Source organism: Streptomyces sp. KL109B, from assembly GCF_030766935.1.
Lineage (GTDB): Bacteria > Actinomycetota > Actinomycetes > Streptomycetales > Streptomycetaceae > Streptomyces.
In genome coordinates this window covers 157,379-180,332 of record NZ_JASERL010000002.1, presented here as the reverse complement: position 1 = coordinate 180,332, position 22,954 = coordinate 157,379, and the positions used below count along the sequence as shown (strand labels likewise).

Sequence of the window (22,954 nt, the reverse complement as noted above, 5' to 3'; positions counted from 1 at the left end):
CGGGTGGGCTCAGACGTTCTCGCCGGTGTCGCCGTCGCCGGTGACCTCGGCCTTCTTGACGCCCTTGACGATCTTGTCGATCGACCCGGCGTCCGGGCCCTTCGCCTTGTCCATGGCGGTGCGCGGGACGTCCACGCCGGCGCGCAGCACGACGAGCTTGCCCGGGTTGGCGGGCGAGCGGAAGGCGACGGACTCCACCCACGCGTCGACGCCCGACTTCGTCTCCACGCTCCAGCGCACCCGGTAGCCCTTCTGCCCGGCGACCGTGACCGCCTTCGAGAACAGCTCCTTGTGCTTCGTGATCCCCTCGTAGGTCTTGCCGCCGTAGGACGACTTCGCGTTCTTGGCGATGTCCTCCTTCGCGGCCGCCTCGGGCGCCTTCGCGTCGAGCTTGAGGCGCTTCGCCGACGACGTGGTCGCGCCGCCCTTCACGCAGCTCTGGTCCGGGGCGTTGGGGCACGGGTACGGGCCGACCGTGACGCCGGCGAGGCCCAGGCCGTCGGTGCCGGTCCAGTTCTTGATGACCGGGATCGCGACGCCGTTGCCGACGTCGGTGGCGTACCCCTCGTCGAGTGGCGGGCGAGGGGAGGACCCGGGCGAGTCCGGGGACGGGCTCTCGCCGTCGCCCGGACCGCCCTGCCCCTTCGGGTCCTTGGGGTCCTTGGGGTCCTCGGGGCTCCCGGGGTGCTCCGAGCGGGAGTCCGCCTTCTCGTTCTTTCCGCCGCCGCCACCCGAGGTGAGCGCGTAGACGCCGGTTCCGATGCCCGCGAGCACCACGACCGCGATGCCCGCGGCGATGGCTATTCGCCCCCGGCCGCGCGGCTTGGACGGCAACTGCCCCGGATCGCCCGGGTAGTTGGGGTATGCCGGATTCGTCTCGGGCGGCGGCGGGGTCGTGGCGGCGGGGCGGGTCTGGTCGGTCCAGCGGGCGCCGTCCCACCAGCGTTCGGTGCGCGGGCCGCCTGGCACCTGCCCCGGATCGGGGTACCAGCCTGCGGGAGTCTGCGACGTCATGGACGGAACAGTATGAGGCGCGGCTGAAAAGGAGATGAGAGGGGGCGGCATTGCCGACGGGATCGTTATTGCGGTCGCGATCGTTACCGTGGCGTTCCGAGGCCCTCAACTCCGGCCCAGAGACCCCCATCTCCGACCAAATGTCACCGGCTGTCGCGAGGCCCCACGAAGCGAAGGGCTCCCCGACTAGTCTCGTGACCGGTACGTCGATCAATCCATGTGACTACAGGAGGCTGCGGGATGACCCAGGGACGGCACGCCGACGCCGCGCCCTCCGGCCCTCAACTCTGGGAGCGAGAGCCCGAACTCGACGTCGTGGCCCGCGCCCTCGACGACCTGTACGCGGACTCCGCGGCCTCGGGCAGCCTCACCGTCTACAAGGGAGAGGCCGGCATCGGCAAGACCGCGCTGCTCGCCCGCGTGCGCGAGATGGCGGCAGGGCGGGCCACCGTGTGGTCCGCGCGCGGCGGCGAGACCGTCACCTCCGTCCCCTTCAACGTCGTACGCCAACTCCTGCAGCCCGCCCTCGTGTCGCTCTCCGAGGACGAGGCCCGCGAGTACTTCGGCGACTGGTACGACATCGCGGGCCCTGCCCTCGGCATCGCCGAGCCCACCGGGCGGCAGGCCGACCCGCAGGGCGTGCGCGACGGACTCGTCGCGGCCGCCGCCCGCCTCGCCCGGCTGCACTGGCCGCTGGTGCTGCTCATCGACGACGCGCACTGGGCCGACCTGGAGACCCTGGAGTGGCTCGCCGCGTTCGCCGAACGCCTCGACGACCTGCCGGTGTTCGTCGTCGTCGCGCAGCGCGAGGCCGAGGACCCGCGGGCCGCCGCCTGCCTCGACGCCGTGGCCGCCGCCGCCCGCCCCGGCGCCACCAGGCTGCGCGCCCTCACCCCCGCCGCCACCGCGGGCCTCACCCGTGCCACCCTCGGCGCGTACGCCGACGAGCCGTTCTGCCGCGAGGTGTGGGCGGTCACCGGCGGAAACCCGTACGAGACCGTCGAGTTGCTGGCCAAGGTGCAGGACGCCGAGCTGCGCCCCGAGGAGGACTCGGCGGCCGAACTGCGCGCCCTGAACAGTTCGGCGCGCGGCCGCGGCCTCGTCACCCGGCTCGAAGGGCTCGGCACCGAGGCCACCCGGTTCGCCTGGGCCGCCGCCATCCTCGGCACCCGCATCGAACCGGGCCTCGCCGCGCTGCTCGCCGGCATGAACCCGGAGCAGGCGGGCCGCTGCGCCGAGCGCCTGGTCGCCGCCCGCATCCTCACCGACGACACGTACGGGGACGACAGCACCCTGGAGTTCGTGCACCCGCTGATCGCCTCCGCCGTCTACGACGCGATCCCGCCCGCCACCCGCACCGCCATGCACGGCCAGGCCGCCTGGGCGGTGACCGCGTCCGGGCACGGCCCCGCCGCGGCCTCCCGGCACCTCCTCGAAGTGCACCCGGACGACGACATCGAACTCGTCGAGCAAATGCGCGCCGCCGCGGGCGAACACCTCGCCGTCGGCGCCCCCGAGGCCGCCCGCCGCTGCCTGGAGCGGGCCCTCCTTGAGCCGCCGCTGCCCGAACTGCGCCCCGAAGTCCTCTACGAACTGGGCTGCGCCACGCTCCTCACCTCGCCCGCCACCACCATCGGCCACCTCACGGAGGCGCTCGACACGACACCGGGGCTCGAAGGGGACCTGCGGGTCGACGCGGTGTGCCGGCTGTCCCAGGCGCTCGTCCACAACGACCAGTTGGAGGAGGCGCTGCGGCTCATCGACGAGGAGGCCGAACGCCTCGCGCCAGGACACGCCCGGCTGCGCCTCCAGGCCATGCACTTCATGTGGGAAGGCATCCACACCGGCGAGGAGGACTCCCCCGGCCGCTCCCGCCGCCTCGCCGAACTCGCCGACCGGCTCGCGGGCCGCGACAACCCGGAGCGGGTCCTGCTGATGCTGCGCGCCTTCGACGCGATGACCCGCGGGGAGAACGCGGAGGAGGTCGTCGAGCGCTGCGACCGCGCCATGGTCAACAACCGCCTCGCGCCGGGCCTCGGCTGGACCGACCCCGAATGGGGCTTCGAGGTCCTCGCCATGCTCACCGTCTCGTACCTGTACGCGGACCGGCTCGACCGCGCCGAGAGCATGTTCAGCGAAGCGCTGCGCACGTACGAGACGGCCGGCTGGAGCGGCGGCCACCTCGCGCTCGCGCACGCCTTCGTGGGATACGTCCATCGCAGGCGCGGTCGGCTCACCGATGCCGAAGCGTTCCTGCGCGAGGGCCTGCGGCTCGCGGACCGCGTCGGGCGCGGGCTGCCCATGCACTGGGACGCGGCGTGCATGCTCATAGACACCCTGCTGGCCCGCGGCAAGGCGGACGAGGCCATGGAGATCGCCGAGCGGTACTCCTTCGGTCCGCCGTACCCGTCGACGGTGGTTCTGCCGGACGCGCACTCGGTGCGGGGGCGGCTGCTGCTGGCCGTCGGCCGCGTCGAGGAGGGCATCAACGAACTGGAGACCGCGGCCAAGGCGGCCACCGCCCGCGGCGGACACAACACCATCATGGCGCCCTGGGCCTGCGACCTCGCCCGCGCCCTCGCCCCCACCGACCCGCGCCGCGCCGCCGAACTCGCCACCGAGGCCCGCATCCAGGCCGAACGCTTCGGCACGGACACCGCCATCGGTGAGGCGTTGCGGTGCGCTGCCGCGTTGGAGTCGGGGCAGAAGCAACTCACCCTGTACGCCAAGGCGGTGACGTATTTGGAGGCGTCACCCTGCGCGTACGAACACGCGGTGGCGCGTGTCGAGTACGGGATCGCTGCGCGGTCGCTGTCCGAGCTCAATCGGGGGTTGCAGTTGGCTCGTACGTGTGGGGCGGATGGCCTCGCGGCCAGGGCGCGGGAGGTTTTGGAGACGGGGCGGGGGTTGCGGTAGCGGGTTGGTGTCACCGGCGACGGTGGTGCGGTCGCGGGGCGCTGCCCCGGACCCCGCTGCTCAATCGCCGCAGGGGCTTGAATGGGTCACCCGGGGGACAGGATGTGGTCGAGTTCGGTGTCGAGGTGGTCCTGGATTTCGCGGTCGTAGGTGTCCGCGTGGGCGAGGGTCGGTTGTTCGCCGTCGAAGAAGCCGGCTGTGGCCTCGCCGCCCAACTCGCCGACGGCCAGGGCCAGTACGCCGGCCGCGCCGTCCTCGACGGTGTTCAGGGGGCCGACGCCGGCCTCGCGGACCATCGCCGTGTCCATGTACGTCGCCGGGTGGATGACGTTGACGTGGACGCCGGTGCCGGACAGGTCGCGGGCGAGGGAGAAGGTGTGGGCGGCGAGGGCGAACTTGGAGCGGCAGTACGCTTCGGTGCCGCTGTAGGAGTGCGTGAGGTCGAGGTCGTCGAAGTCGATGGGGGACTGCCCCAGTGACCCGCAATTCACCACGCGGGACGGGGAGTTGGCGCGCAGCGTGGGCAGCAGTGCGCGGGTGAGGGCGACCGGGGCGAGGAGGTTCACGGCGAGCCGCAGCTCGTGGCCGTCGGCGCTGAGCTCGCGGCCCGAGCCGGGCGCGCCGGTGCCGACGCCCGCGTTGTTGACGAGCACGTCGAGGTCGGGGTGGGCGGCGGCGACGCGGGCGCCGAGCTCGCGGACCTGGTCAAGGGAGGCGAGGTCGGCGACGAAGCCCTCGGCGCGCCCGCCGTTCTCGCTGTTCTCGCTCAGCTCCCGGACGAGCGCGTCCGTACGTTTCTCGTCCCGGCCGTGGGCGAGCACGACATGCCCGCCGCGGACCAGCTCGAAGGCGAGGTACCGGCCGAGGCCGGAGGTGGCACCGGTGATCAGGATTGTGGCCATACGCCCAGGCTAGGCGACGTCCGGAGGAGTCAGGCCAGGCCCTCCTCGGTGAGTACGCGCTGGGCGACGCCGAACGCCGAATTGGCCGCGGGGACACCCACGTACACGGCGCACTGCTGCACCACCGCGCCGATCTCGTCCGGCGTGAGGCCGTTGCGCAGGGCGGCGCGCACATGCATGCCGAACTCGTCGAGGTGGCCGTGGGCGACGAGCGCGGTCATCGTGATCATGCTGCGTTCGCGGCGGGTGAGTGTGGGGTCGGTCCAGATCTCGCCCCACGCGTAGCGCGAGATGAAGTCCTGGAAGCGGGCCGTGAACGGTGTCTGGCGCGACTGCGCCCGGTCGACGTGGGCGTCGCCGAGTACCTCGCGGCGCACCTCCATGCCGCGCTTGGCGGCCTGCCCGAAGTGCGTGCGCAGCGCGCCGAGTACCGCCTCCGGGCGTTCGGCGGGGGCGAGGTGGGAGGCGCCGGACAGCTCGACGAGTTCGGCGTCCGGCACGGCGTCGGCGATCTCGCGCAGGTGCGCGGGCGGGGTGGCGGGGTCCTCGCGGCCGGCGATGAGGAGGGTGGGGGTGGTGATCTCGGGGAGGCGGTCGCGCAGGTCGAACGCGGCGAGGGCGTCGCAGCAGGCGGCGTAGCCCTCCGGGGTGGCGTCGCGGTGGTCCTGGACGAGGCGTTCGACGGTGAACCCGGGGGTGAACCAGCGGGAGGGGGCGGTGTCGGCGAGGCCGGCGAGGCCTTCCTCGCGGACGAGTGCGGCACGGTCCTGCCAGTTCTTCGCGCCGCCGAAGTGGGCGGAGGAGCAGATGACGGCGAGGCGGGTGAGGCGTTCCGGGTGGTGTGCGGCGAGGTGCAGGCCGACGGCGCCGCCGAGGGAGACGCCGGCGTAGGCGAAGCGTTCGATGCCGAGGTGGTCGGCGAGGGCGAGTACGAGGTCGGCGAGGTCGGCGACGGTGGCGCCGGGTTGGATGAGCCCGGCGTCCGATCCCCCGTGACCGGGAAGATCCCACCGTACGACGTGGTGGCTGGCCGAGAGTTCGGGCGCGACCCGGTCCCACAGGGCGAGGCTCGTCCCGAGGGAGGGGCCGAGGATCAGCGGCGGGGCGGATGGGGCGCCCTCGGTGAGGTGGTTCAGGTGTGTCGTCATGGTTGGGCTCCAGAGGGGGCGACTTGAGCGGACGTGTGGCGGCGGCCGTCGGCCGTCGGGTGTCAGTGGTCCGTGGCTGGGCGCGCAGTTCCCCGCGCCCCTGAGGGAGGCGATCGTGCGCCGGTCGTCGGGTGTCAGTGGTCCGTGGCTGGGCGCGCAGTTCCCGGCGCCCCTGGGGGAGACGGGGTGCGCTGGTCGTTGGGTGTCGGTGGTCCGTGGCTGGGCGCGCAGTTCCCCGCGCCTCTGAAAGGCGCACTTCGTGCGCCGTCCCAGGGGCGTCCCTGGAGCAGCGGCGAAGCCGCATGCGTAAGGGGCGCGGGGAACTGCGCGCCCAGCCACGGGGGACCGGGAGAGGACGCGTCCCGGACACCGGTGCGGCCCCGCCCCACCCGCCCCCCCACCCCTGACACGCGCCCGCAGGGATTTCGGGAAGGGGCGGGGTGGGGGACATGTCATCGGCGGCCCAACGCCCGATCCACGAGCGCCCCCGCGACCCCCGTGTACCGCGACGGATCGGTCAGTTCGGATACATTCACGCCGCCGTCGGCGGACGCGAGCGCCGGATCAGCCGCCAGCGCGTCGGCGAGCGGCCGACCTTCCTCGCGGGCCCGCCGCGCCGCAGCTCCCAGAACCTCCTTCGCCGGCCCCCGCCCAAGCACCCCACCCAACTCCACCGACAACCGCTCCGACACAATCGCCCCACCAGTCAGTGACAAATGCGCGCACATCACATCCGCCCGCACCACCAACCCGCCAACCATCGCGGCAGCGTCCCGCCCCGCACCCCCCACCACCCGCAACAACTCCCGCAACGCCCCCCACTCCGCATGCCACGCCCCCGCGGGCCGCTCGTCCTCCGCGGCCACACACCCGTACAGCGTCGCGGCCAGCGCCGGCGCACGCCGGGCCGCCGCGGCGACGAGCGTCGCACGGACCGGGTTCGCCTTGTGCGGCATGGCGGAGGAACCGCCACCCGCACCCTCCGCCAACTCTCCGATCTCCGTACGGGACAGCACCAGCACATCCGCCGCGATCTTCCCGAACGCCCCCGCCGCGAAGGCCAACGCTCCTGCCAGATCCGCCACCGGCGTCCGCAACACGTGCCACGGCAACTCCGGCTCTGCAAGGCCGAGTTCACCCGCGTACGCCGCGACCAGCTCCAACGGGTCCGCCGCCCCGTACGCCCCGAACGCCGCCAACGTCCCCGCCGCCCCGCCCAGTTGCACCGGCAGCGCCGCGCGCACACCCCGCAACCGGTCCCGCGCGTCGAGCACCAGCGAACGCCAGCCCGCCACCTTGAGCCCGAACGTCGTCGGCACGGCGTGCTGCGTGAGCGTACGGCCGGGCATCACCGTGTCGCGGTGCTCCCGTGCCGTGCGCGCCAACACGCCTTCCATGCCCGCGAGTTCGTCGAGCACCACGTCCAGTGTCCGCGCGGCGACCAGCATCAGCGCCGAGTCCAGGATGTCCTGGCTCGTCGCGCCCCGGTGCACGTACTCCGCGTACGGCGCGTGCTCCTCGGCCACCGCCGCCGTGAGGTCCGCCACCAGCGGGATCACCGGATTGCCGCCGCCGCGCGCGCGACGCGCGAGGTCCCGCGCGTCGAACCGCTCGGCGACGGCCGCATCCGTAACCACCCGACCTGCCGAAGCGGGTGCGAGGCCGAGCGCGGACTGGGCCCGCGCGAGGCCCGCCTCCGCGTCCAACAGGGCCTGCAGGAAGGCCTGTTCGGAGGTGGTGCGCTCGGTGGGCGCGTCCTCGCTGCCGGGGTCGAACAACGTCACGTGAACTCCAGGAAGACCGTCTCGCCCTCGCCCTGAAGGCGGATGTCGAAACGGTACGTGCCGTCCGCCTGCCGCCGCGCGATCAGCGTGTCGCGGCGCGCGGCGTCGACCTGCCGCAGCACCGGGTCGCCGGACAGGCCCTCGTCGCCCTCGAAGTAGATCCGCGTGTAGAGGTGGTGGAGCAGGCCCCGCGAGAAGATGACGACGGCGAGGTACGGAGCGGATTCGCCGCGCGCGCCGGGGTGCAGGGTGCGTACGGCCCAGTGCCCGTTCGCGTCGGTCTCGATGCGGCCCCAGCCGGTGAACTCGACGCCGTTGCGGCCCAGATAACCGCCGGAGAAGGGCTCGCGGCGCATCGAGCCGTCGATGGTGGACAGGGCGCCATCAGGGTCCGCGCCCCAGATCTCCACGAACGCGTCGGGGACCGGGGCGCCGTTGCCGTCGTAGACGTAGCCGTGCACGGCCACCGTCTCCGGGTGGCCGGTCGGGGCGATGTCGCCGCCGCCTTCGAAGGGCAGCGCGTAGCCGTACCAGGGGCCGACCGTGTGCGAGGGGGTGGGAAGCACGGACTCGGGGTTGTTGGTGTCGATCTTCGTCATGGCTGGTGGTCAGCGCCCTTCTTCCATCCAGGTGGCGGCCGGGCCGTCGAGGACGATGTCCCACTGGTAGCCCATCGAGAACTCCGGAACCGACTTCTCGTGCACATACGTGGCGATCAGCCGCCGGCGCGCCGCGTCGTCGGTCACCGACTGGAGGATCGGGTCGTACGGGAACAGTGGGTCGTTCGGGAAGTACATCTGCGTCACCAGACGCTGGGTGAACGCCGAGCCGAAGACGGAGAAGTGGATGTGTGCCGGGCGCCAGGCGTTGGTGTGCTGGGCCCACGGGTAGGGGCCCGGCTGGATGGTCGTGAACTTGTACCAGCCGTCGCCGTCGGTCAGCGTGCGGCCGACGCCGGTGAAGTTCGGGTCGAGCGGCGCGTCGTGCACCTCGATCTTGTGCGCGTAGCGGCCTGCCGAGTTGGCCTGCCACAGCTCGATCAGCTGGCCGCGCAGCGGCCGTCCCTCGCGGTCGACGAGGCGGCCCTCGACGGTGATGCGCTCGCCGATCGGCTTGCCCGGGTGCTGGATCGTCAGATCGTTGTCGATCTTCGTGATGTCGCGCTCGCCGAAGGCGGGAGCGGCGAGCTCGACCAGCTCCGGGTCCTGGGAGACGTCGATGTTGATCGGCGGCTGCTTGGGGTGCCGGAGGGCGGAGGAGCGGTACGGGGCGTAGTCGCGCCGCGGGTGGTGCTCGACGGGAGCGCCCTCGGCGAGACCCTTGTAGTAGGCCTCGCGCTTGGCGGCGATCTCCGCGTCGATGTCGTGCTGGGTGAGAGCCATGGGGACGGGTCCTTCCTAACGTTCCAGGACGAGCGCGAGGCCCTGGCCCACGCCGATGCAGAGCGTGGCGACGCCGACGCCGGAGCCCTTGCGGGCGAGCTGGTGGGCGACCGTCCCGGCGAGCCGGGCGCCGGACGCGCCGAGCGGGTGGCCGAGGGCGATGGCGCCGCCCTGCGGGTTGAGGACCGCCGGGTCGAACTCGGGCCATTCGGCGACGCAGCCGAGCACCTGCGCGGCGAACGCCTCGTTCAGCTCAAGCGTCGACAGGTCGTCAAATCCCTTGCCCGCCTTGGCGAGTGCCCGGTTCGTCGCCTCGACGGGCGCGAGCCCGAAGTAGTGCGGGTCGATCGCCGAGACACCCGTCGCGGAGATCCGGGCGAGCGGCTCGCGCCCGGTGGCCCGCAGACCCTCCTCGTCTACGAGGAGCAGCGCGGCGGCGCCGTCGTTCAACGGCGAGGCGTTGCCCGCCGTGACCGTGCCACCTTCCTTGCGGAAGGACGGCTTGAGCTTCGCCATCGCTTCGAGCGTGGTGGTCGCGCGTACGGACTCGTCGCCGTCGACGACGACCGGATCGCCCTTGCGCCGCGGGACGGTGACGGGCGCGAGCTCGGCGTCGAACAGGCCGTTCTTCTGCGCGGCGGCGGCCTTCTGGTGGCTGGCGAGCGCGAACTCGTCCTGTGCATCACGCGTGATGTGGTGCTTGTCGGCGATGAGTTCGGCGGACTCGCCGAGCGGCACCGTCCACTGCGGCTCCATCCTCGGGTTGACCATGCGCCAGCCCAGCGTGGTGGAGAACAGCTCGGTGCTCGCGGCCGGGAACGGCTTGTCGTTCTTCGGCAGCACGTAGGGCGCGCGGGTCATCGACTCCACGCCGCCGGCGACGGCGATCGACGCGTCGCCGAGCGCGACGGCGCGGGCCGCCTGGATGACGGCCTCCAGGCCGGACGCGCACAGCCGGTTCACGGTGACACCCGGCACGGACGTCGGAAGACCGGCGAGCAGCCCCGCCATCCGGGCCACGTTGCGGTTCTCCTCGCCCGCCCCGTTGGCGTTGCCGAAGTACACGTCGTCGATCCGCGACGGGTCCAACTCCGGGGTACGCGCGACGAGTTCACGAATCGCGTGGGCGGCGAGGTCGTCGGGGCGGACGGCCGCGAGGGCGCCGTTGTAGCGCCCGATGGGGCTGCGTACGGCATCGACGACGTAGACGTCCTTCACTGCCATCGCGCTCACTTCCGCACCCCTTCCGGTACGCGTACCTTCGCCGCGGTCTTCTCGACGACCTCTTCGGCCGTGACACCCGGCGCCAACTCGACCAGTTCCAGGCCGTCTTGCTCCGTCACGTCGAGTACGGCGAGGTCGGTGATGATCCGGTCGACGCAGCCCTTGCCGGTGAGCGGCAGCGAGCACTCCTCGACGATCTTCGGGGAGCCGTCCTTCGCGGTGTGCGTCATCGTGACCAGGACGGTACGGGCGCCGTGCACGAGGTCCATCGCGCCGCCGATGCCGGTGATCATCTTGCCGGGTACGGCCCAGTTGGCGAGGTCGCCGCTGGCGGACACCTGCATGGCGCCCAGCACGGCGACGTCGATGTGGCCGCCGCGGATCATCCCGAAGGAGAGCGCCGAGTCGAAGAACGCGGCGCCGGGCAGGACGGTGACCGTCTCCTTGCCCGCGTTGATGAGGTCCGGGTCGACGGTGTCCTCGGTGGGGTACGGCCCCGTGCCGAGGATCCCGTTCTCGGACTCCAGGATCACCTCGACGTCGCCGCCGAGGTAGTTCGGGATGAGGGTCGGCAGGCCGATGCCGAGATTCACGTACTGCCCGTCGCGCAGCTCACGCGCCGCGCGCGCGGCCATTTCCTCTCGCGTCCACGCCATGGCTAGTTGCTCACCGTCCGCTTCTCGATCCCCTTGTCGACGGCCTGCTCGGGAGTCAGGGCGACGACGCGCTGTACGAAGATGCCGGGCACGTGTACGGCGTCGGGCTCGATCTCGCCCGGCTCCACCAGCTCCTCCACCTCGGCGATGGTGACCTTTCCGGCCTGCGCGGCGAGGGGGTTGAAGTTCCGGGAGGACTTGTTGAAGACCAGGTTGCCGTGCCGGTCGCCCTTGGCGGCCCGCACGAGCGCGAAGTCCGTCCGAATACCGCGCTCAAGGACGTACTCGACGCCGTCGAACTCCCGCACCTCCTTGGGCGGTGAGGCCTTGGCGACGCCGCCCTCGCCGTCGTAGCGCCAGGGGAGGCCGCCGTCCGCGACCTGGGTGCCGACGCCGGCCGGGGTGTAGAAGGCGGGGATGCCTGCGCCGCCCGAGCGGAGCCGCTCGGCGAGGGTGCCCTGCGGGATCATCTCGACCTCGATCTCACCGGCCAGGTACTGCCGGGCGAACTCCTTGTTCGCGCCGATGTACGAGCCGGTGACGCGGGAGATCCGCCCCGCGGTCAGCAGGACGGCGAGGCCGGAGTCCATGGCGCCGCAGTTGTTCGACACCACGGAGAGGTCTCCGGTGCCCTGCTCGTACAGCGCCTTGATCAAAACGTTCGGTACGCCGCTCAAGCCGAACCCGCCGACCGCGAGCGACGCGCCGTCGCCCACGTCGGCGACGGCCTGTGCGGCCGTGGCGACAACCTTGTCCATCCCTGCCGTCCTCATCTCCGCGAATTGCTCATGAAGTGCTCGTGAAGTGCTCAGCACACTGAGCATTTTTTGGGTGCGGCTCACGTTGCCACTGGGTGTGTGAACCGTCAAGAGTCCCAAGGGAAACGCGTGTATGGACTCGACAAGGGGGATGCGCTTGGCGGATCCTTGCTCAGTGCACGGCCGTGTTCGGCGGGCGCGACCACTGATGACTGACGACTGACTGACGACTGCAGACGGAGGACCGCCATGGCCGCGGTGGATCTGGCCACCCATCCCGGGCATCTCGCCCGGCGGTTGCAGCAGGCGCACTATCTGCTGTGGAACACGGTGGTCTCCGAGGAGATCACGTCGCCGCAGTTCGCGGTGCTCAACGCGCTGGTGGCCGAGCCGGGGCTCGATCAGCGCACGGTGGGGGAGCGGGTCGGGCTCGATCGCTCCACGATCGCCGAGGTGATCACGCGGCTTACGCGGCGCGAGCTGATCGACAAGGTCCGTGATCCGCAGGACGGCCGCCGCTGGCTGCTCCACCTCACGCCTGCGGGTCTGCGCACGCACAAGAAACTCGCCGTCCGCACGGCCCGCATGAACCAGATCTTCCTCGCCCCGCTGGACGGCGACGAGCGCGCGATCTTCTTCGACGTGATCCAACGGGTCTGCGACGCGACGGAGAGCCTCCGGCGACCGGGCGACGCCGAACCCGCGACGACGTCCCCTTGACGCCGACGGGCCTCAAAAGACCGGGGCTCCGCCCCGGACCCCGCTGCTCAATCGCCGCAGGGGCTTGATGGGTCGGGTTCCGCCCCGGACTCCGCGCCTCGAACGCCGGCCGGGCTGAAAAGATCGGGGCTCCGCCCCGGACCCCGCTGCTCAATCGCCGCAGGGGCTTGATGGGGCGCGGTTGTGTCGAAAGGTGAGCCATTCAAGCCTCGCCGGCGATTGAGGCGCGGGGTGTAACGCCGGTTCGGGTAATCAAGCCTCGCCGGCGATTGAGGCGCGGGGTCCGGGGCGGAGCCCCGGGGGCGTAACTCACCGGGGCGTCAAGATGACCCAGACCGGGCCGCCCAGCGCCAGCGGCAACGTGAGGGTTGTCGGGGTCGCAGGCCCCGGCCGACGCCACCGTGCCGCGTACACCCGCCCATCGCGGAGCACCACCGCCCGCCCCTCCCCAACCGTCCGCGACAGCGGCGACACGTTGCCGGAGCGGTCGTGGAAGCGGGACGACTGGACGTCGACGTACTGGATCACGACCGACGGCGCGCCGAGCCGCGCCCCGGCCGCGGTCGTCGCCGGGCGACCGTCCATCGACACCAGCCAACGGCCCTCGCCCGACGCCCAGTTGAAGGTGAAGCGCGCCGCAGGAAAGCGCACCGTACGCTCCACCTCCACCCGCCCACCCTTCGGCACCCGCTCCGCGAACTCGAACCCGGCCACCTCTCCCGCCCGCACCCCCGCCGCGGGTTCCCCCAACTTCGCGGGCCGCAGGTACAAGTTGTGCGGCGCGGGCCTGCCGGAACCCCGGAAGTACGCGGCACCGAACCCGCCACCCGGCGGAGCCGCCCGCAGCGGCGCCGCCTCGATCGAAGGACGCAGCGCACTCTGCGCCCCCGAGTACGCGAGCGTCGGCCGGTCGAACTGGCGCAACAGTTCCAGGTCGGTCTCGCGCGCACTGCGCACCGGCCCGACCACCTTCGGAAGCCGCGAGCCGAACACCGCCATGAGCCGGCTGAGCCCGGCCTCGACCTGCTCGACGTAGACGAGATCCGCCTCGTCGAGCCCGGTCTGCGGCCGCGCCGGGCCCACGTTGTCGACCTTCACGGCGAGCAGCGGCGCACGCGGCGACTCCGAACTGCCCCCACCAGGCAGCCGACTTGGCGAACACGCCGCCGCGAACACCCCGAGCGCACCGGCCACGACCGCACGCCTGCGTACTGCACCGTCCATCCCGTCCATCCCGTCCACGGATTCCCCATACCCGCGCGGGCGCACCCGCTCACCCCAGGTCGAGCGCGTTCGGCAGGCCCATCCGGTAGCGGGCGCGGTCCTGGCGCTTGAGGAGTTCGAGGGCCGGCTCGCGGTGCAGCTCCGTGACCGTGCAGCGCTCGGCGTCCGAACCCGCCTGCTCCAGAAGGGCGTTGACGGCGATCCGGGCGGAGGTGTTGGCGCCCTCCATCGTCGCCAGGTCGATGGGGACGGCGACGTAGTCACCGGCGAGGTAGAGGTTCGGGATCGCGGTGCGCGCCGAGGGGCGGTGGTGCAGGGTGCCCACCGGGTGGATGAGGAGCTGGTCGGCGTTGGTGGGGTGCGGGGTGCCGATGCCGTCGACGCCGGGGTCGAGGAACCACGCGTGCAGCGTGCTGTCGCGCAGGGTGGTCTTCCCGGTGTCGTTCAGCGCCGCCTTGAGCTGCGCCCACACCTCCTTGGCGACCTCCTCGCGCGTGCACTCCTTCGCCGTCTTCCCGTACAGCGTCCCGGGCTTGTCCCACTCGGAGATGTCCACGGACAGACAGTCGACCGCGACACCGTCGCCGTAGTCGGCGGGGAAGTCCCGCTCCGGCCGCCAGTGCGAGGCCTGCGCGATGCCCGTCAACGACCAGGGCGAGTCGATGCAGTTGAAGTGCCCGTGGAGGAGGTCAGGGCGCTCCGTCAGATAGAACTGGATGCCCGTCATCCAGTCCGTCTCCAGCTCGTCGCACTCCGCCAACTGCGGGTCCGCCGCCTTGAGTTCGGCGCTCCATGTGCCGCGCGCGTGCTCCACCGGCATCGCCTGCACATAGTGGTCGGCGGTGATGTCGTGACGGGCGCCGTCCGGGTCCTCGATCACCGTCTTCGTGATCCGGCCGTCGGCGTAGCCCAGGTCGCGTACCGTCCAGCCGAGCCTGAACTCCACGCCCAGAGACCGGAGATGGTCCACCCACGGGTCGATCCACGCCTCGTTCGTCGGGGCGTCGAGGATGCGGTCGAGGGGGCCGTCGGCGCCGCGCCCGAGGAGGTTGAAGACGAACGCTTCGAGCAGCGTGCCCACCGTCCGCGTACTCGCCTCCTCGGCCTTCGTCGCCACGATGTTGCGGGTCACGCCGACCGCGAGGATCCGCTGGTAGTCCTCCGACATCTGCCCGGCCCGTGTGAAGTCCCACCAGGCGGTGGCCTCCCACTCCTCGTCGCGCCGCTCGTCGCAGCTGGTCAGGAAGGTGAGGACGCGGTTCACGAAGTACGCGGTCTCGTTCAGCGGCAGATTGGCGACGGTGTCCAGGACGGCGGTGAGGCCGCGCCGGATGTCGTCGAGGCCGGGCGTGGGCGGCGGGTTCCCCGGCCACAGCAGCGGCAGCCGGATGTCCTCGCGGCCGCCGCCGCGCGCGAACATCATCTCGTTCGGCGCGACCAGGTTGTCCCACACGCCGTTCGCGTTCCCGGGGAACGGGATGCGGCGCATCGTGTCGGGGAGGTTGTGGTAGATCCCCGGAATGAAGCGGAAACCGTGCTCGCCGGGCAGCGGCTTCCGGTTCCCCTTCGCGCTGTCCGGTACGTCCATGCTGCGGGCCTTGCCGCCGAGCGCCCGGCGCTCGTAGACGGTGACGGCGAAGCCGCGCTCGGCCAGTTCGTGCGCCGCGGTGAGCCCCGCGACCCCGCCGCCGAGCACGGCGACCTTCCGCCCCGCCCCCGCTGCTTGTCGCGCCTGCGCCTCCGCCTGCGGGGCGCCGGCGACCGAGAGCCCCGCCGCGGCGACACCCGCCCCGGCCCCCGCCATGAATCCGCGCCGACTCGCCCCGACCCCAGTTCCCGCCATGCCGCGTCCCCCTCGCTCGCCCGGATTCCGCTTACCGGTGGTAAGTCGGTAGGGCGCCGGAGCATAGGGGGATCACCCTCGACACGGAAGACACACGCGTGCCCGGTGTTCAGCCCAGTACGTCGTCAGCCCAGTACGTCGTCAGCGCAGCACATCCGCCAGGTCGAACCGCACCGGCTCCTCCAGCTGCGCGTACGTACAGCTCTCCGCGGTCCGGTCCGGGCGCCAGCGGCGGAAGCGGGCCGTGTGGCGAAAGCGCGCCCCGTTCTCCATGTGGTCGTACGCCACCTCCGCCACGAGCTCCGGGCGCAGCGGCACCCACGACAGGTCCTTCTTGCCCGACCAGCGGTTGGTGGCGCCCGGCATCCGCCGGCCCTCGTGCGCGGCCTCGTCCGTCCAGGCGGCCCACGGGTGGTCGGGCGAGTCGGCGGCCATGCGCAGCGGCTCAAGCTCGGCGACCAGTTCGGTGCGGCGCTTCATCGTGAACGCCGCGCACACCCCGACGTGCTGCAGCGTGCCCCCGTCGTCGTACAGGCCGAGCAGCAGCGAGCCGACGACCGGGCCGCTCTTGTGGAAGCGGTACCCGGCGACCACGCAGTCCGCGGTCCGCTCGTGCTTGATCTTGAACATGAGGCGCTCGTCCTGCCGGTAGCGCAGGGTGAGCGGCTTGGCGACGACGCCGTCGAGGCCCGCCCCCTCGAACCGCTCGAACCAGCTCTGCGCGAGCTCGGCGCTGGTGGTCGCCGGGGCCAGGTGCAGTGGGGCCGAGGCGCCCGCGAGGGCCTGTTCGAGCAGCGGTCTGCGGTCGGCGAGCGGCAGCTCCACCGTGGTCTCGGAGCCGAGGGCCAGCACGTCGAAGGCGACGAACGACGCCGGGGTTCGCTCGGCGAGGGTCCGCACGCGGGAGGCGGCCGGGTGGATCCGCTCGGTGAGCGCGTCGAAGTCGAGGCGCCCGTCCCGCGCGATCACGATCTCCCCGTCGAGCACGCAGCGCTCCGGGAGCCGCTCGGCGAGCGCCTCGACCAGCTCGGGAAAGTACCTGGTCAGAGACTTGGTGGTGCGGCTCGTGAGCTCGATCTCCGGGCCGTCCCTGAACACGATCGCCCGGAAGCCGTCCCACTTCGCCTCATAGTGCATCCCGGCGGGGATCTTGGCGGCGGACTTGGCGAGCATGGGCCGGACCGGCGGCATCACGGGAAGATCCATGCCCCGATTCTGTCCTCTACGGTGCCGTATCGCCCGGTATGCGCGTTACGTTCTTTCGGCCTAACGTGAGCGCATGGGCGGCAAGGGTGGACAGGGCGGCAAAGGCAAGGGTGCGGCGGTGGAACTGGACGCGGGTGGGCGGACGGTGCGTCTCTCCAGCCCCGACAAGGTGTTCTTCCCCGACGGCGGGGCGGCGACGTACACCAAGCTCGATCTCGCGCAGTACTTCCTCGCGGTCGGCGACGGCATCCTGCGCGCCCTGCGCGACCGCCCCACCACCCTGGAGCGCTACCCCGAGGGCGTGACCGGCGAGTCCTTCTACCAGAAGCGCGCGCCGAAGAACCTGCCCGACTGGATCCCGACCGCCACGATCACCTTCCCTTCGGGCCGCACCGCCGACGAGATGTGCCCGACCGAGGTCGCGGCCGTGATCTGGGCCGCCCAGTACGGCACCCTCACCTTCCACCCCTGGCCGGTGCGCCGTGACGCCCCCGACCACCCCGACGAACTCCGCATCGACCTCGACCCGCAGCCCGGCACCGACTACGCCGACGCCGTGCACGCCGCACGCGAACTGCGCGCCGTACTCCACGACTTCGGCGGACTGCACGGCTGGCCCAAGACCTCCGGCGGGCGCGGCCTGCACGTCTTCGTGCCCATCGAACCGCGCTGGACATTCACCGAGGTGCGCCGCGCCGCGATCGCCTGCGGCCGCGAACTGGAGCGCAGAATGCCGGAGTTCGTCACCACGGCCTGGTGGAAGGAGGAGCGCGGCGAGCGCATCTTCGTCGACTACAACCAGACGGCCCGCGACCGCACCATCGCCTCCGCGTACTCGGTCCGCGCCCGCCCGCACGCGCCCGTCTCCGCCCCGCTCACCTGGGACGAGCTGGGCGACGCGCTGCCCCGCGACTTCGACATCAGCACCATGCCGAAGCGGTACGCCGAACTCGGCGACGTACACGCAGACATGGACAAGGAGCGGTACGCACTCGACGCCCTCCTCGAACTCGCCGACCGCGACGAGAAGGACCGCGGCCTCGGCGACCTGCCGTATCCGCCCGAATACCCGAAGATGCCGGGCGAACCGAAACGGGTCCAGCCGAGCCGCGCCAAGCACGAGGAGGGCGACGGCAGTTGACCAGCCCTACACGTCCTCGCCCCGGTGGGTCACCCGCCCGCCGAGTACGGTCAACCGCACAGGCACATCCGGGAGTTCGGTCGCCGGTACGGTGGCCGGGTCCGCGCCGAACGCCGTGAGGTCGGCCCGGTAGCCGACCGCGATCCGCCCCGCGACCCGCTCCTCACCGGCGGCGTAGGCGGCGTTCACCGTCATCGCCCGCAGCGCCTCAAGGCCGGTCAGCGCCTGCTCGATGCCGTGCGGCGGCAGGCTCAGATCCCGGCTCGGCCGCCGGTGCCGGGCCCCCGCCATGACGCCGAGCGGCGGGTACGGCGCGATCGGCCAGTCCGAACCCAGCACCACCGTCGCCCCCGCGTCCCACAGGTCCCGGCAGCGCCAGGCCCGCCCCGCCCGCTCCTCGCCGAGCCGCCGCGACCAGTTGTCGCTGTGGTCGGCCCGCGTGAACTCGCAGCAGTGCGTGGGCTGCATCGACGCGATCACCCCCAACTCGGCGAACCGCCGCACCGTGTCGTCCGGCACGGTCTCGATGTGCTCGACCCGATGCCGTACGCCACTGGGGGCCCCGCCTCCCGCCTTCTCCACGGAGTCGAGCGCGTGCCGCACCGCCGCGTCCCCGATGGCATGCGTCGCGGTCGGCACCCCGGCCCGGTGCAGGGCGCCGACGACCTCGGTGTACGCGGCCGGCTCCGGCCAGAACGCGTGCGTCGACTCCCCGTGACAGTCGGGCCGCTCCAGCCACGCGGTGCCGTTGTCGATGGTGCCGTCCATGAACAGCTTCACCCCGTCGACGCTCCACAACTTGCCACCCCGCGCCTGTAGTTGGACGAGCTCACGCACGGCGTCGGCATCCGCCCCCGGCTGGCACCACGGCGCCACCCGCAGCCGCACGGTCAGCTCCCCGGCCGTGTCCAACTCCCCGTACAGCTCAAGGCTGTCCCCGCCCGCGTCCATGGCGTGCCCACCCGTGAGGCCGCTCGCGGCCATCTCCCGCAGCGTCCGCGCGACCCGCTCCCGGCGCTCGGCCCGGCCCGGCCGCGGGGCGGCCCGCTCGACCAGCTCGCACGCGGCGTCCTCCAACAGCAGCCCGGTCGGCCGCCCCTCGGCGTCACACACCACCTCGGCCGCCTGGTCGAAGACCCGCGGACCGTCCACCCCCGCGAGTTCGAGCGCACGCGGGCTCGCCAACATCGAGTGGGCGTCGAAGAGTTGGAGCAACGCGGGCACGTCGTCCAGCACGGGCGCCAGCGCGTCCGCCGCCACGTCCCGCTCCCCGAACACATTCGGATCGAGCCCCCAGGCGTGCAGCCAGGACCCGTCCGTCAACTCCCGTTTCGCGTGCGCTAGTTCACGGCGTACGTCATCGAGGGTCAGGCACCGGGAGAGGTCCACCCCGGCGGTGAGCTCGGCCCCGTGCACGGGATGCAGATGCCCGTCGACGAGCCCCGGCGTGACAACGGCCCCCTTCAGGTCGACGGTGACGGTCCCATTCCCCGCGACCGCCCGCACCTCCCGGTCGTCACCGAGCGCGCTGATGACCCCGTCGGTCACGGCGAGCGCGGTGTGCGGAAGGAAGCCGCCGGTGGCGGGGTCGAGAAACCGGGCGTTGTGGAGGACGAGGTGCGGGTTGGGCATGGTGGGGGTTGCTCCTTACGGAATGGTTCGGTCCGGTCGGGACAATTGAGCCCCGCCGGCGATTGAGGCGCGGGGTCCGGGGCAGCGCCCCGCGACCGCAACACCGTCGCGGCGCTACACGCCCAACACCCCCTCGCGGAGCCCAAGCTCACGCTCGGCAAGCCGAAACGCCATCCGCGCAACACCTACCGGCAAAGACTCGGCGTCAGCCCCCGCATTCGCCCCAAGCCCGTCCAGCACGACCAAAATCCGCATCGCCACGACCTCCGGATCCTCCGCGGCGCGGAACTCCCCCCGCTCCACGCCCTCCGCCAGGAGCCCCGTGAGGCGCCCCCGCCACGCCGCCTCCTGCTCCTCGACGCGCGCCCGCAGTGAGGGCCGGTACCGGCTCAAATGCCGCGCGTTGATCCACAGTCGACTGATGTCGTCCCACGCCGGCCCCGCCGTCCGTGCGAGAAACGCGGCGAGCCGCTCGACAGCAGAGGCGGTCGCCGGCTCGGCGGGAAGAAGTGCGTCGAGCTCTCCGGTGGCCGCGCTCCCGAACGCCTCCGCGACCAGCTCCTCCACCGACGGAAAGTAGTGGCTGACGAGCCCGGGCCGAACGCCCAGATCCTCCCCGACGCGCCGCAGCGTAATGCACTCCAAACCTTCGGAAAGCGCAACCACAGCGGCGCACGCAACGATTTCCGCACGTCTGGTCGCCGGAGATTTTCGGATTCGCTTGCGCTCAACGCTTGACGTCATGCCCGTCACGCTATTGAGTGTGCGACCAATAAGCAAGCAGGTGGGACGAGACCAGCACCCCGGAGGGCCCCATGGCGTCCACGCAACGCGAGCCGTACCCAGCAGCGCCACCCGACGACCGGACGGTGGCCACCCGCGTCGAGGCCCACGGCATCGACCACATACCCGACTCCGAACGCCGGGGCAGACCCCGGGAGTTGTTCTCGGTGTGGGCCGCGGGCGGCATCAACTACCTGGGCCTGGTGGTCGGCGGCGCCCTGGTTCTCATGGGCCTGAACCTGTGGCAGGCCCTCGCGGTCCTGGTCGTCGGCAACCTGTTCTGGATCCTCACCGGCTGGCTCTCCGTCCCGGGACCCGCCGCGGGCGCCCCCAGCGAGGTCATCACCCGCGCCCTCTTCGGCGTCATCGGCAACCGCGTCAACAACGCGATCGTCGGCTGGCTGATCTCCGTCTGCTACTTCGCGCTGAACCTGTCGGCCGCCGCCGTCGCCGCGTTCTCGCTCGTCGCGAAGGTCGGCATCCCGGTGAACACTGAGGTCAAGACCGTCGTCATCGTCGTCATCGCGGCGCTCACCCTCACCATCAGCGTCTACGGCCACGCGCTGATCATGAAGCTGTACCTGCCGATCACGCTGGCCCTCGCCGCGGCCTTCGCCGTCGTGGCGGTCGTCGTCGTCCAGCACGCCGACCTCGGCTACGCACCCCAACACCCGCTCAACGGGCTCGACTTGTGGGCCACGGTCATCGCCGGAGTCACCCTCATCGCGTCGGGCCCCCTCTCGTACACCACCAGCGCGGACTTCTCCCGCTATCTGCCGCGCACGACGCGGAAGCGGGCGATCGTCGGCTGGACCGCGCTCGGCGGCTTCCTGCCCGGAGTGGCGGTCTCCGCCCTGGGCGCCCTCGCCGCGACCACCGTCGACATGACCGACCCGCAGGCGGCCCTGGAGACGATCCTGCCCGGCTGGTTCACCCCGGTCTTCCTGCTCGCCCTCGTCCTCGGCACCATCGCCATCAACGCCCTGACCGCGTACAGCGCGGGGCTCGCGCTCCAAGCCGTCGGGCTGCGCATCCGCCGCTCCGTCAGCGTCCTGTTCGACGGCACGGCCGCCGTCGCGCTGACCCTGTACGGGCTGCTCGTCTCGAACTTCCTCGACACCGTCAGCAATGTCATGTCGCTGACCGTCGTCCTGCTCGGTCCGAGCGTGGCGATCTACGCGACGGACATCGTGCTGCGCCAGGGCCGCTACGACGGGCTCGCGCTCACCGACGAGTCGCCCGGCAGCCCCTTCTGGTACCGCGGGGGAGTCAACTGGGCGGGCGCGGTCTCCTTGGTGGCGGGCGCCGCCATGGCCGCCCTCTGCGTGAACACCCTCTACTTCACCGGCCCGATCTCCGCCGCCCTCGGCGACGTCGACCTCGAACTGCCGGTCGGCATGCTCGTGTCGTGCGCCTGCTACACCCTGACGATGCGGCGCTCCGCGGCACCGCGGCCCGCATAGCGGCACCGGCGGTGGCGCACGGCGTGCGGGGGAGCACCCGGCTCCGTCGAGATCCTCGCGCAAGCGGTCGCGTGCATCACGCGCTCCCGATTGGCGCCCTGTCAGCGGAAGTTGAACGAGCGTCAGGGTGAAGGTGGGAACGGCGCGGCCCCGCCTCCCCGCTCCGGCGTCCGGCCGCGCCCGTTCCCTCCCGGGCCCGCAGCCGTCGTCGTACGCGAGGACCCCGCATGCGCACACCGAACGTCATCGCCGCCCGGACGCCGCTCGTGGCGCTCCTGGCGGCATCGGCCCTCGTCCCGCTCGCCGGGTGCGCGGACACCGAGGGGGAGGCGGACGGAGAGGGCGGCATATCCGTCACCCCTCCACTCCGGCAGCGCCAAGGAGCGGCGCTACCCGGCCGCGTACCTCAACGTGAACACCGACGCCGGCCCGCAGGCCGTCGCCGGGCGGGCGCGGACCGCGCAGCTCGACATCATGCGGCGCGCGGCCACCGTCGAGCCGATCGGCCGCGCGGAGCTGCGCCGATTCGAGAAGGTGGCCGCGTTCTACGCCGAACAGAAGGTCACCGAGAAGAAGGTCGACATCGCGCGCCACGTCCTCGACGTGCGGAAACTCAAGTGACCGCGCCGGTCACCACCCTTGAGTCACCCCGCCCGCCGCGCGTCCGCCCCCGCCGCCGCGGACTCGCCCTCACCCTGCGCGCCCTCGGACCGTTCGCCCTGCTCGCCGCCTGGTGGGCCGCATCGGCGACCGGCCTGCTCACCCGGGACGTGCTCGCCCAACCGGCCGAAGTCCTCGACGCCGTAAGGGAGTTGTGGGGCAACAGACAACTCCCCGACGCCCTCGCCGCCTCCCTCACCCGCTCCGGATCTGGGCTCGTCATCGGCCTCACCGCCGGACTCACCCTCGGTGTCGTCACGGGCTTCACCCGGCTCGGCGACGAACTCCTCGACTCCTCCCTGCAAACCCTGCGCAGCATCCCGTTCCTCGCCCTCGTACCGCTGTTCATGGTGTGCAGGACCTCGTGGCCGAGCTGTGCCGCGCGCACCGCCGCCGCCTGCTCGCCGACCTCGGAGTGCGCGGCAGCGGAACGTGACCGCCTCGTGACGTGATCCCCCCGCATCCCGCACAACGGGCCCTGGACAGCGCTTACCGGGG

19 protein-coding genes and 1 pseudogene are annotated in these 22,954 nt (G+C 72.0%); 6 read left to right on the top strand and 14 right to left on the bottom strand.

The window, feature by feature from the left end:
- Positions 1–9: 9 nt before the first annotated feature.
- A complete protein-coding gene (locus RBJ65_RS06830) occupies positions 10–1,014 on the bottom strand; it encodes a DUF2510 domain-containing protein (RefSeq protein ID WP_306316566.1) in 1,005 nt (334 codons plus the stop codon).
- Between the two features lie 240 nt (positions 1,015–1,254).
- Between RBJ65_RS06830 and RBJ65_RS06825 the strand changes: the two genes are divergently transcribed.
- Entirely contained in the window at positions 1,255–3,930 is a 2,676-nt protein-coding gene (locus tag RBJ65_RS06825; protein WP_306316567.1) for an AAA family ATPase, read from the top strand.
- A gap of 86 nt (positions 3,931–4,016) precedes the next feature.
- On the opposite strand, the gene RBJ65_RS06820 is transcribed toward RBJ65_RS06825, so the two are convergent.
- The 8 genes from RBJ65_RS06820 to RBJ65_RS06785 form a co-directional block, all read right to left on the bottom strand.
- Complete coding sequence (locus tag RBJ65_RS06820; protein WP_306316568.1) at positions 4,017–4,832, bottom strand: SDR family NAD(P)-dependent oxidoreductase; 816 nt, start codon at positions 4,830–4,832, stop codon at positions 4,017–4,019.
- 29 nt (positions 4,833–4,861) lie between these two features.
- A complete protein-coding gene (pcaD, locus tag RBJ65_RS06815) occupies positions 4,862–5,980 on the bottom strand; it encodes a 3-oxoadipate enol-lactonase (RefSeq protein WP_306316569.1) in 1,119 nt (372 codons plus the stop codon).
- A 452-nt stretch (positions 5,981–6,432) separates the two neighbouring features.
- On the bottom strand, positions 6,433–7,764 hold the full coding sequence (pcaB, locus tag RBJ65_RS06810) for a 3-carboxy-cis,cis-muconate cycloisomerase (RefSeq protein WP_306316570.1): 1,332 nt from the start codon (positions 7,762–7,764) through the stop codon (positions 6,433–6,435).
- Positions 7,761–8,363, bottom strand: coding sequence for a protocatechuate 3,4-dioxygenase subunit alpha (gene pcaG / locus RBJ65_RS06805; protein WP_306316571.1), 603 nt, complete (start codon positions 8,361–8,363; stop codon positions 7,761–7,763). The genes pcaB and pcaG overlap by 4 nt, the downstream gene beginning before the upstream one ends.
- A gap of 9 nt (positions 8,364–8,372) precedes the next feature.
- Positions 8,373–9,146 carry a protocatechuate 3,4-dioxygenase subunit beta gene (pcaH, locus tag RBJ65_RS06800; RefSeq protein ID WP_306316572.1) on the bottom strand — a complete coding sequence of 258 codons (774 nt, stop codon included), beginning with the start codon at positions 9,144–9,146 and terminating at the stop codon, positions 8,373–8,375.
- A gap of 15 nt (positions 9,147–9,161) precedes the next feature.
- Positions 9,162–10,364 carry an acetyl-CoA C-acyltransferase gene (locus tag RBJ65_RS06795; RefSeq protein ID WP_306316720.1) on the bottom strand — a complete coding sequence of 401 codons (1,203 nt, stop codon included), beginning with the start codon at positions 10,362–10,364 and terminating at the stop codon, positions 9,162–9,164.
- 11 nt (positions 10,365–10,375) lie between these two features.
- Complete coding sequence (locus RBJ65_RS06790; RefSeq protein WP_306316573.1) at positions 10,376–11,026, bottom strand: CoA transferase subunit B; 651 nt, start codon at positions 11,024–11,026, stop codon at positions 10,376–10,378.
- Between the two features lie 2 nt (positions 11,027–11,028).
- Positions 11,029–11,784 (bottom strand): CoA transferase subunit A, encoded by a 756-nt coding sequence (locus tag RBJ65_RS06785; RefSeq protein WP_306316574.1) that lies wholly within the window; start codon positions 11,782–11,784, stop codon positions 11,029–11,031.
- 249 nt (positions 11,785–12,033) lie between these two features.
- On the opposite strand from RBJ65_RS06785, the gene RBJ65_RS06780 reads away from it, so the two are divergent.
- A complete protein-coding gene (locus RBJ65_RS06780) occupies positions 12,034–12,504 on the top strand; it encodes a MarR family winged helix-turn-helix transcriptional regulator (protein WP_306316575.1) in 471 nt (156 codons plus the stop codon).
- Positions 12,505–12,813: 309 nt separating this feature from the next.
- Here RBJ65_RS06780 and RBJ65_RS06775 read toward each other — a convergent pair whose 3' ends face one another.
- The 3 genes from RBJ65_RS06775 to RBJ65_RS06765 form a co-directional block, all read right to left on the bottom strand.
- On the bottom strand, positions 12,814–13,728 hold the full coding sequence (locus RBJ65_RS06775; RefSeq protein WP_306316576.1) for a DUF3048 domain-containing protein: 915 nt from the start codon (positions 13,726–13,728) through the stop codon (positions 12,814–12,816).
- 49 nt (positions 13,729–13,777) lie between these two features.
- Positions 13,778–15,571, bottom strand: a complete 1,794-nt coding sequence (locus RBJ65_RS06770; RefSeq protein ID WP_306316577.1) for an FAD-dependent oxidoreductase — start codon at positions 15,569–15,571, stop codon at positions 13,778–13,780.
- A gap of 141 nt (positions 15,572–15,712) precedes the next feature.
- Entirely contained in the window at positions 15,713–16,777 is a 1,065-nt protein-coding gene (locus tag RBJ65_RS06765) for an ATP-dependent DNA ligase (protein WP_306316578.1), read from the bottom strand.
- Positions 16,778–16,850: 73 nt separating this feature from the next.
- Here RBJ65_RS06765 and ligD point away from each other — a divergent pair, with 73 nt between their 5' ends.
- Positions 16,851–17,918, top strand: coding sequence for a non-homologous end-joining DNA ligase (gene ligD, locus RBJ65_RS06760; protein WP_306316579.1), 1,068 nt, complete (start codon positions 16,851–16,853; stop codon positions 17,916–17,918).
- Positions 17,919–17,924: 6 nt separating this feature from the next.
- On the opposite strand, the gene RBJ65_RS06755 is transcribed toward ligD, so the two are convergent.
- Positions 17,925–19,550: an amidohydrolase gene (locus RBJ65_RS06755; RefSeq protein ID WP_306316580.1), complete on the bottom strand. Its 1,626-nt coding sequence runs from the start codon at positions 19,548–19,550 to the stop codon at positions 17,925–17,927.
- 114 nt (positions 19,551–19,664) lie between these two features.
- Positions 19,665–20,294 (bottom strand): TetR/AcrR family transcriptional regulator, encoded by a 630-nt coding sequence (locus tag RBJ65_RS06750; RefSeq protein WP_306316721.1) that lies wholly within the window; start codon positions 20,292–20,294, stop codon positions 19,665–19,667.
- Between the two features lie 71 nt (positions 20,295–20,365).
- Here RBJ65_RS06750 and RBJ65_RS06745 point away from each other — a divergent pair, with 71 nt between their 5' ends.
- From RBJ65_RS06745 to RBJ65_RS06735, 3 genes and pseudogenes are all read left to right on the top strand, one after another.
- The gene (locus tag RBJ65_RS06745) at positions 20,366–21,796 is read left to right on the top strand and encodes a cytosine permease (protein ID WP_306316581.1); all 1,431 of its coding nucleotides are present in this window, start codon (positions 20,366–20,368) and stop codon (positions 21,794–21,796) included.
- 411 nt (positions 21,797–22,207) lie between these two features.
- Positions 22,208–22,417: a hypothetical protein gene (locus RBJ65_RS06740; protein WP_306316582.1), complete on the top strand. Its 210-nt coding sequence runs from the start codon at positions 22,208–22,210 to the stop codon at positions 22,415–22,417.
- Positions 22,414–22,809 (top strand): annotated as a pseudogene (locus RBJ65_RS06735) (ABC transporter permease); the annotation flags it as partial. The gene RBJ65_RS06740 and the pseudogene RBJ65_RS06735, both read left to right, overlap by 4 nt.
- Positions 22,810–22,954 lie beyond the last annotated feature (145 nt).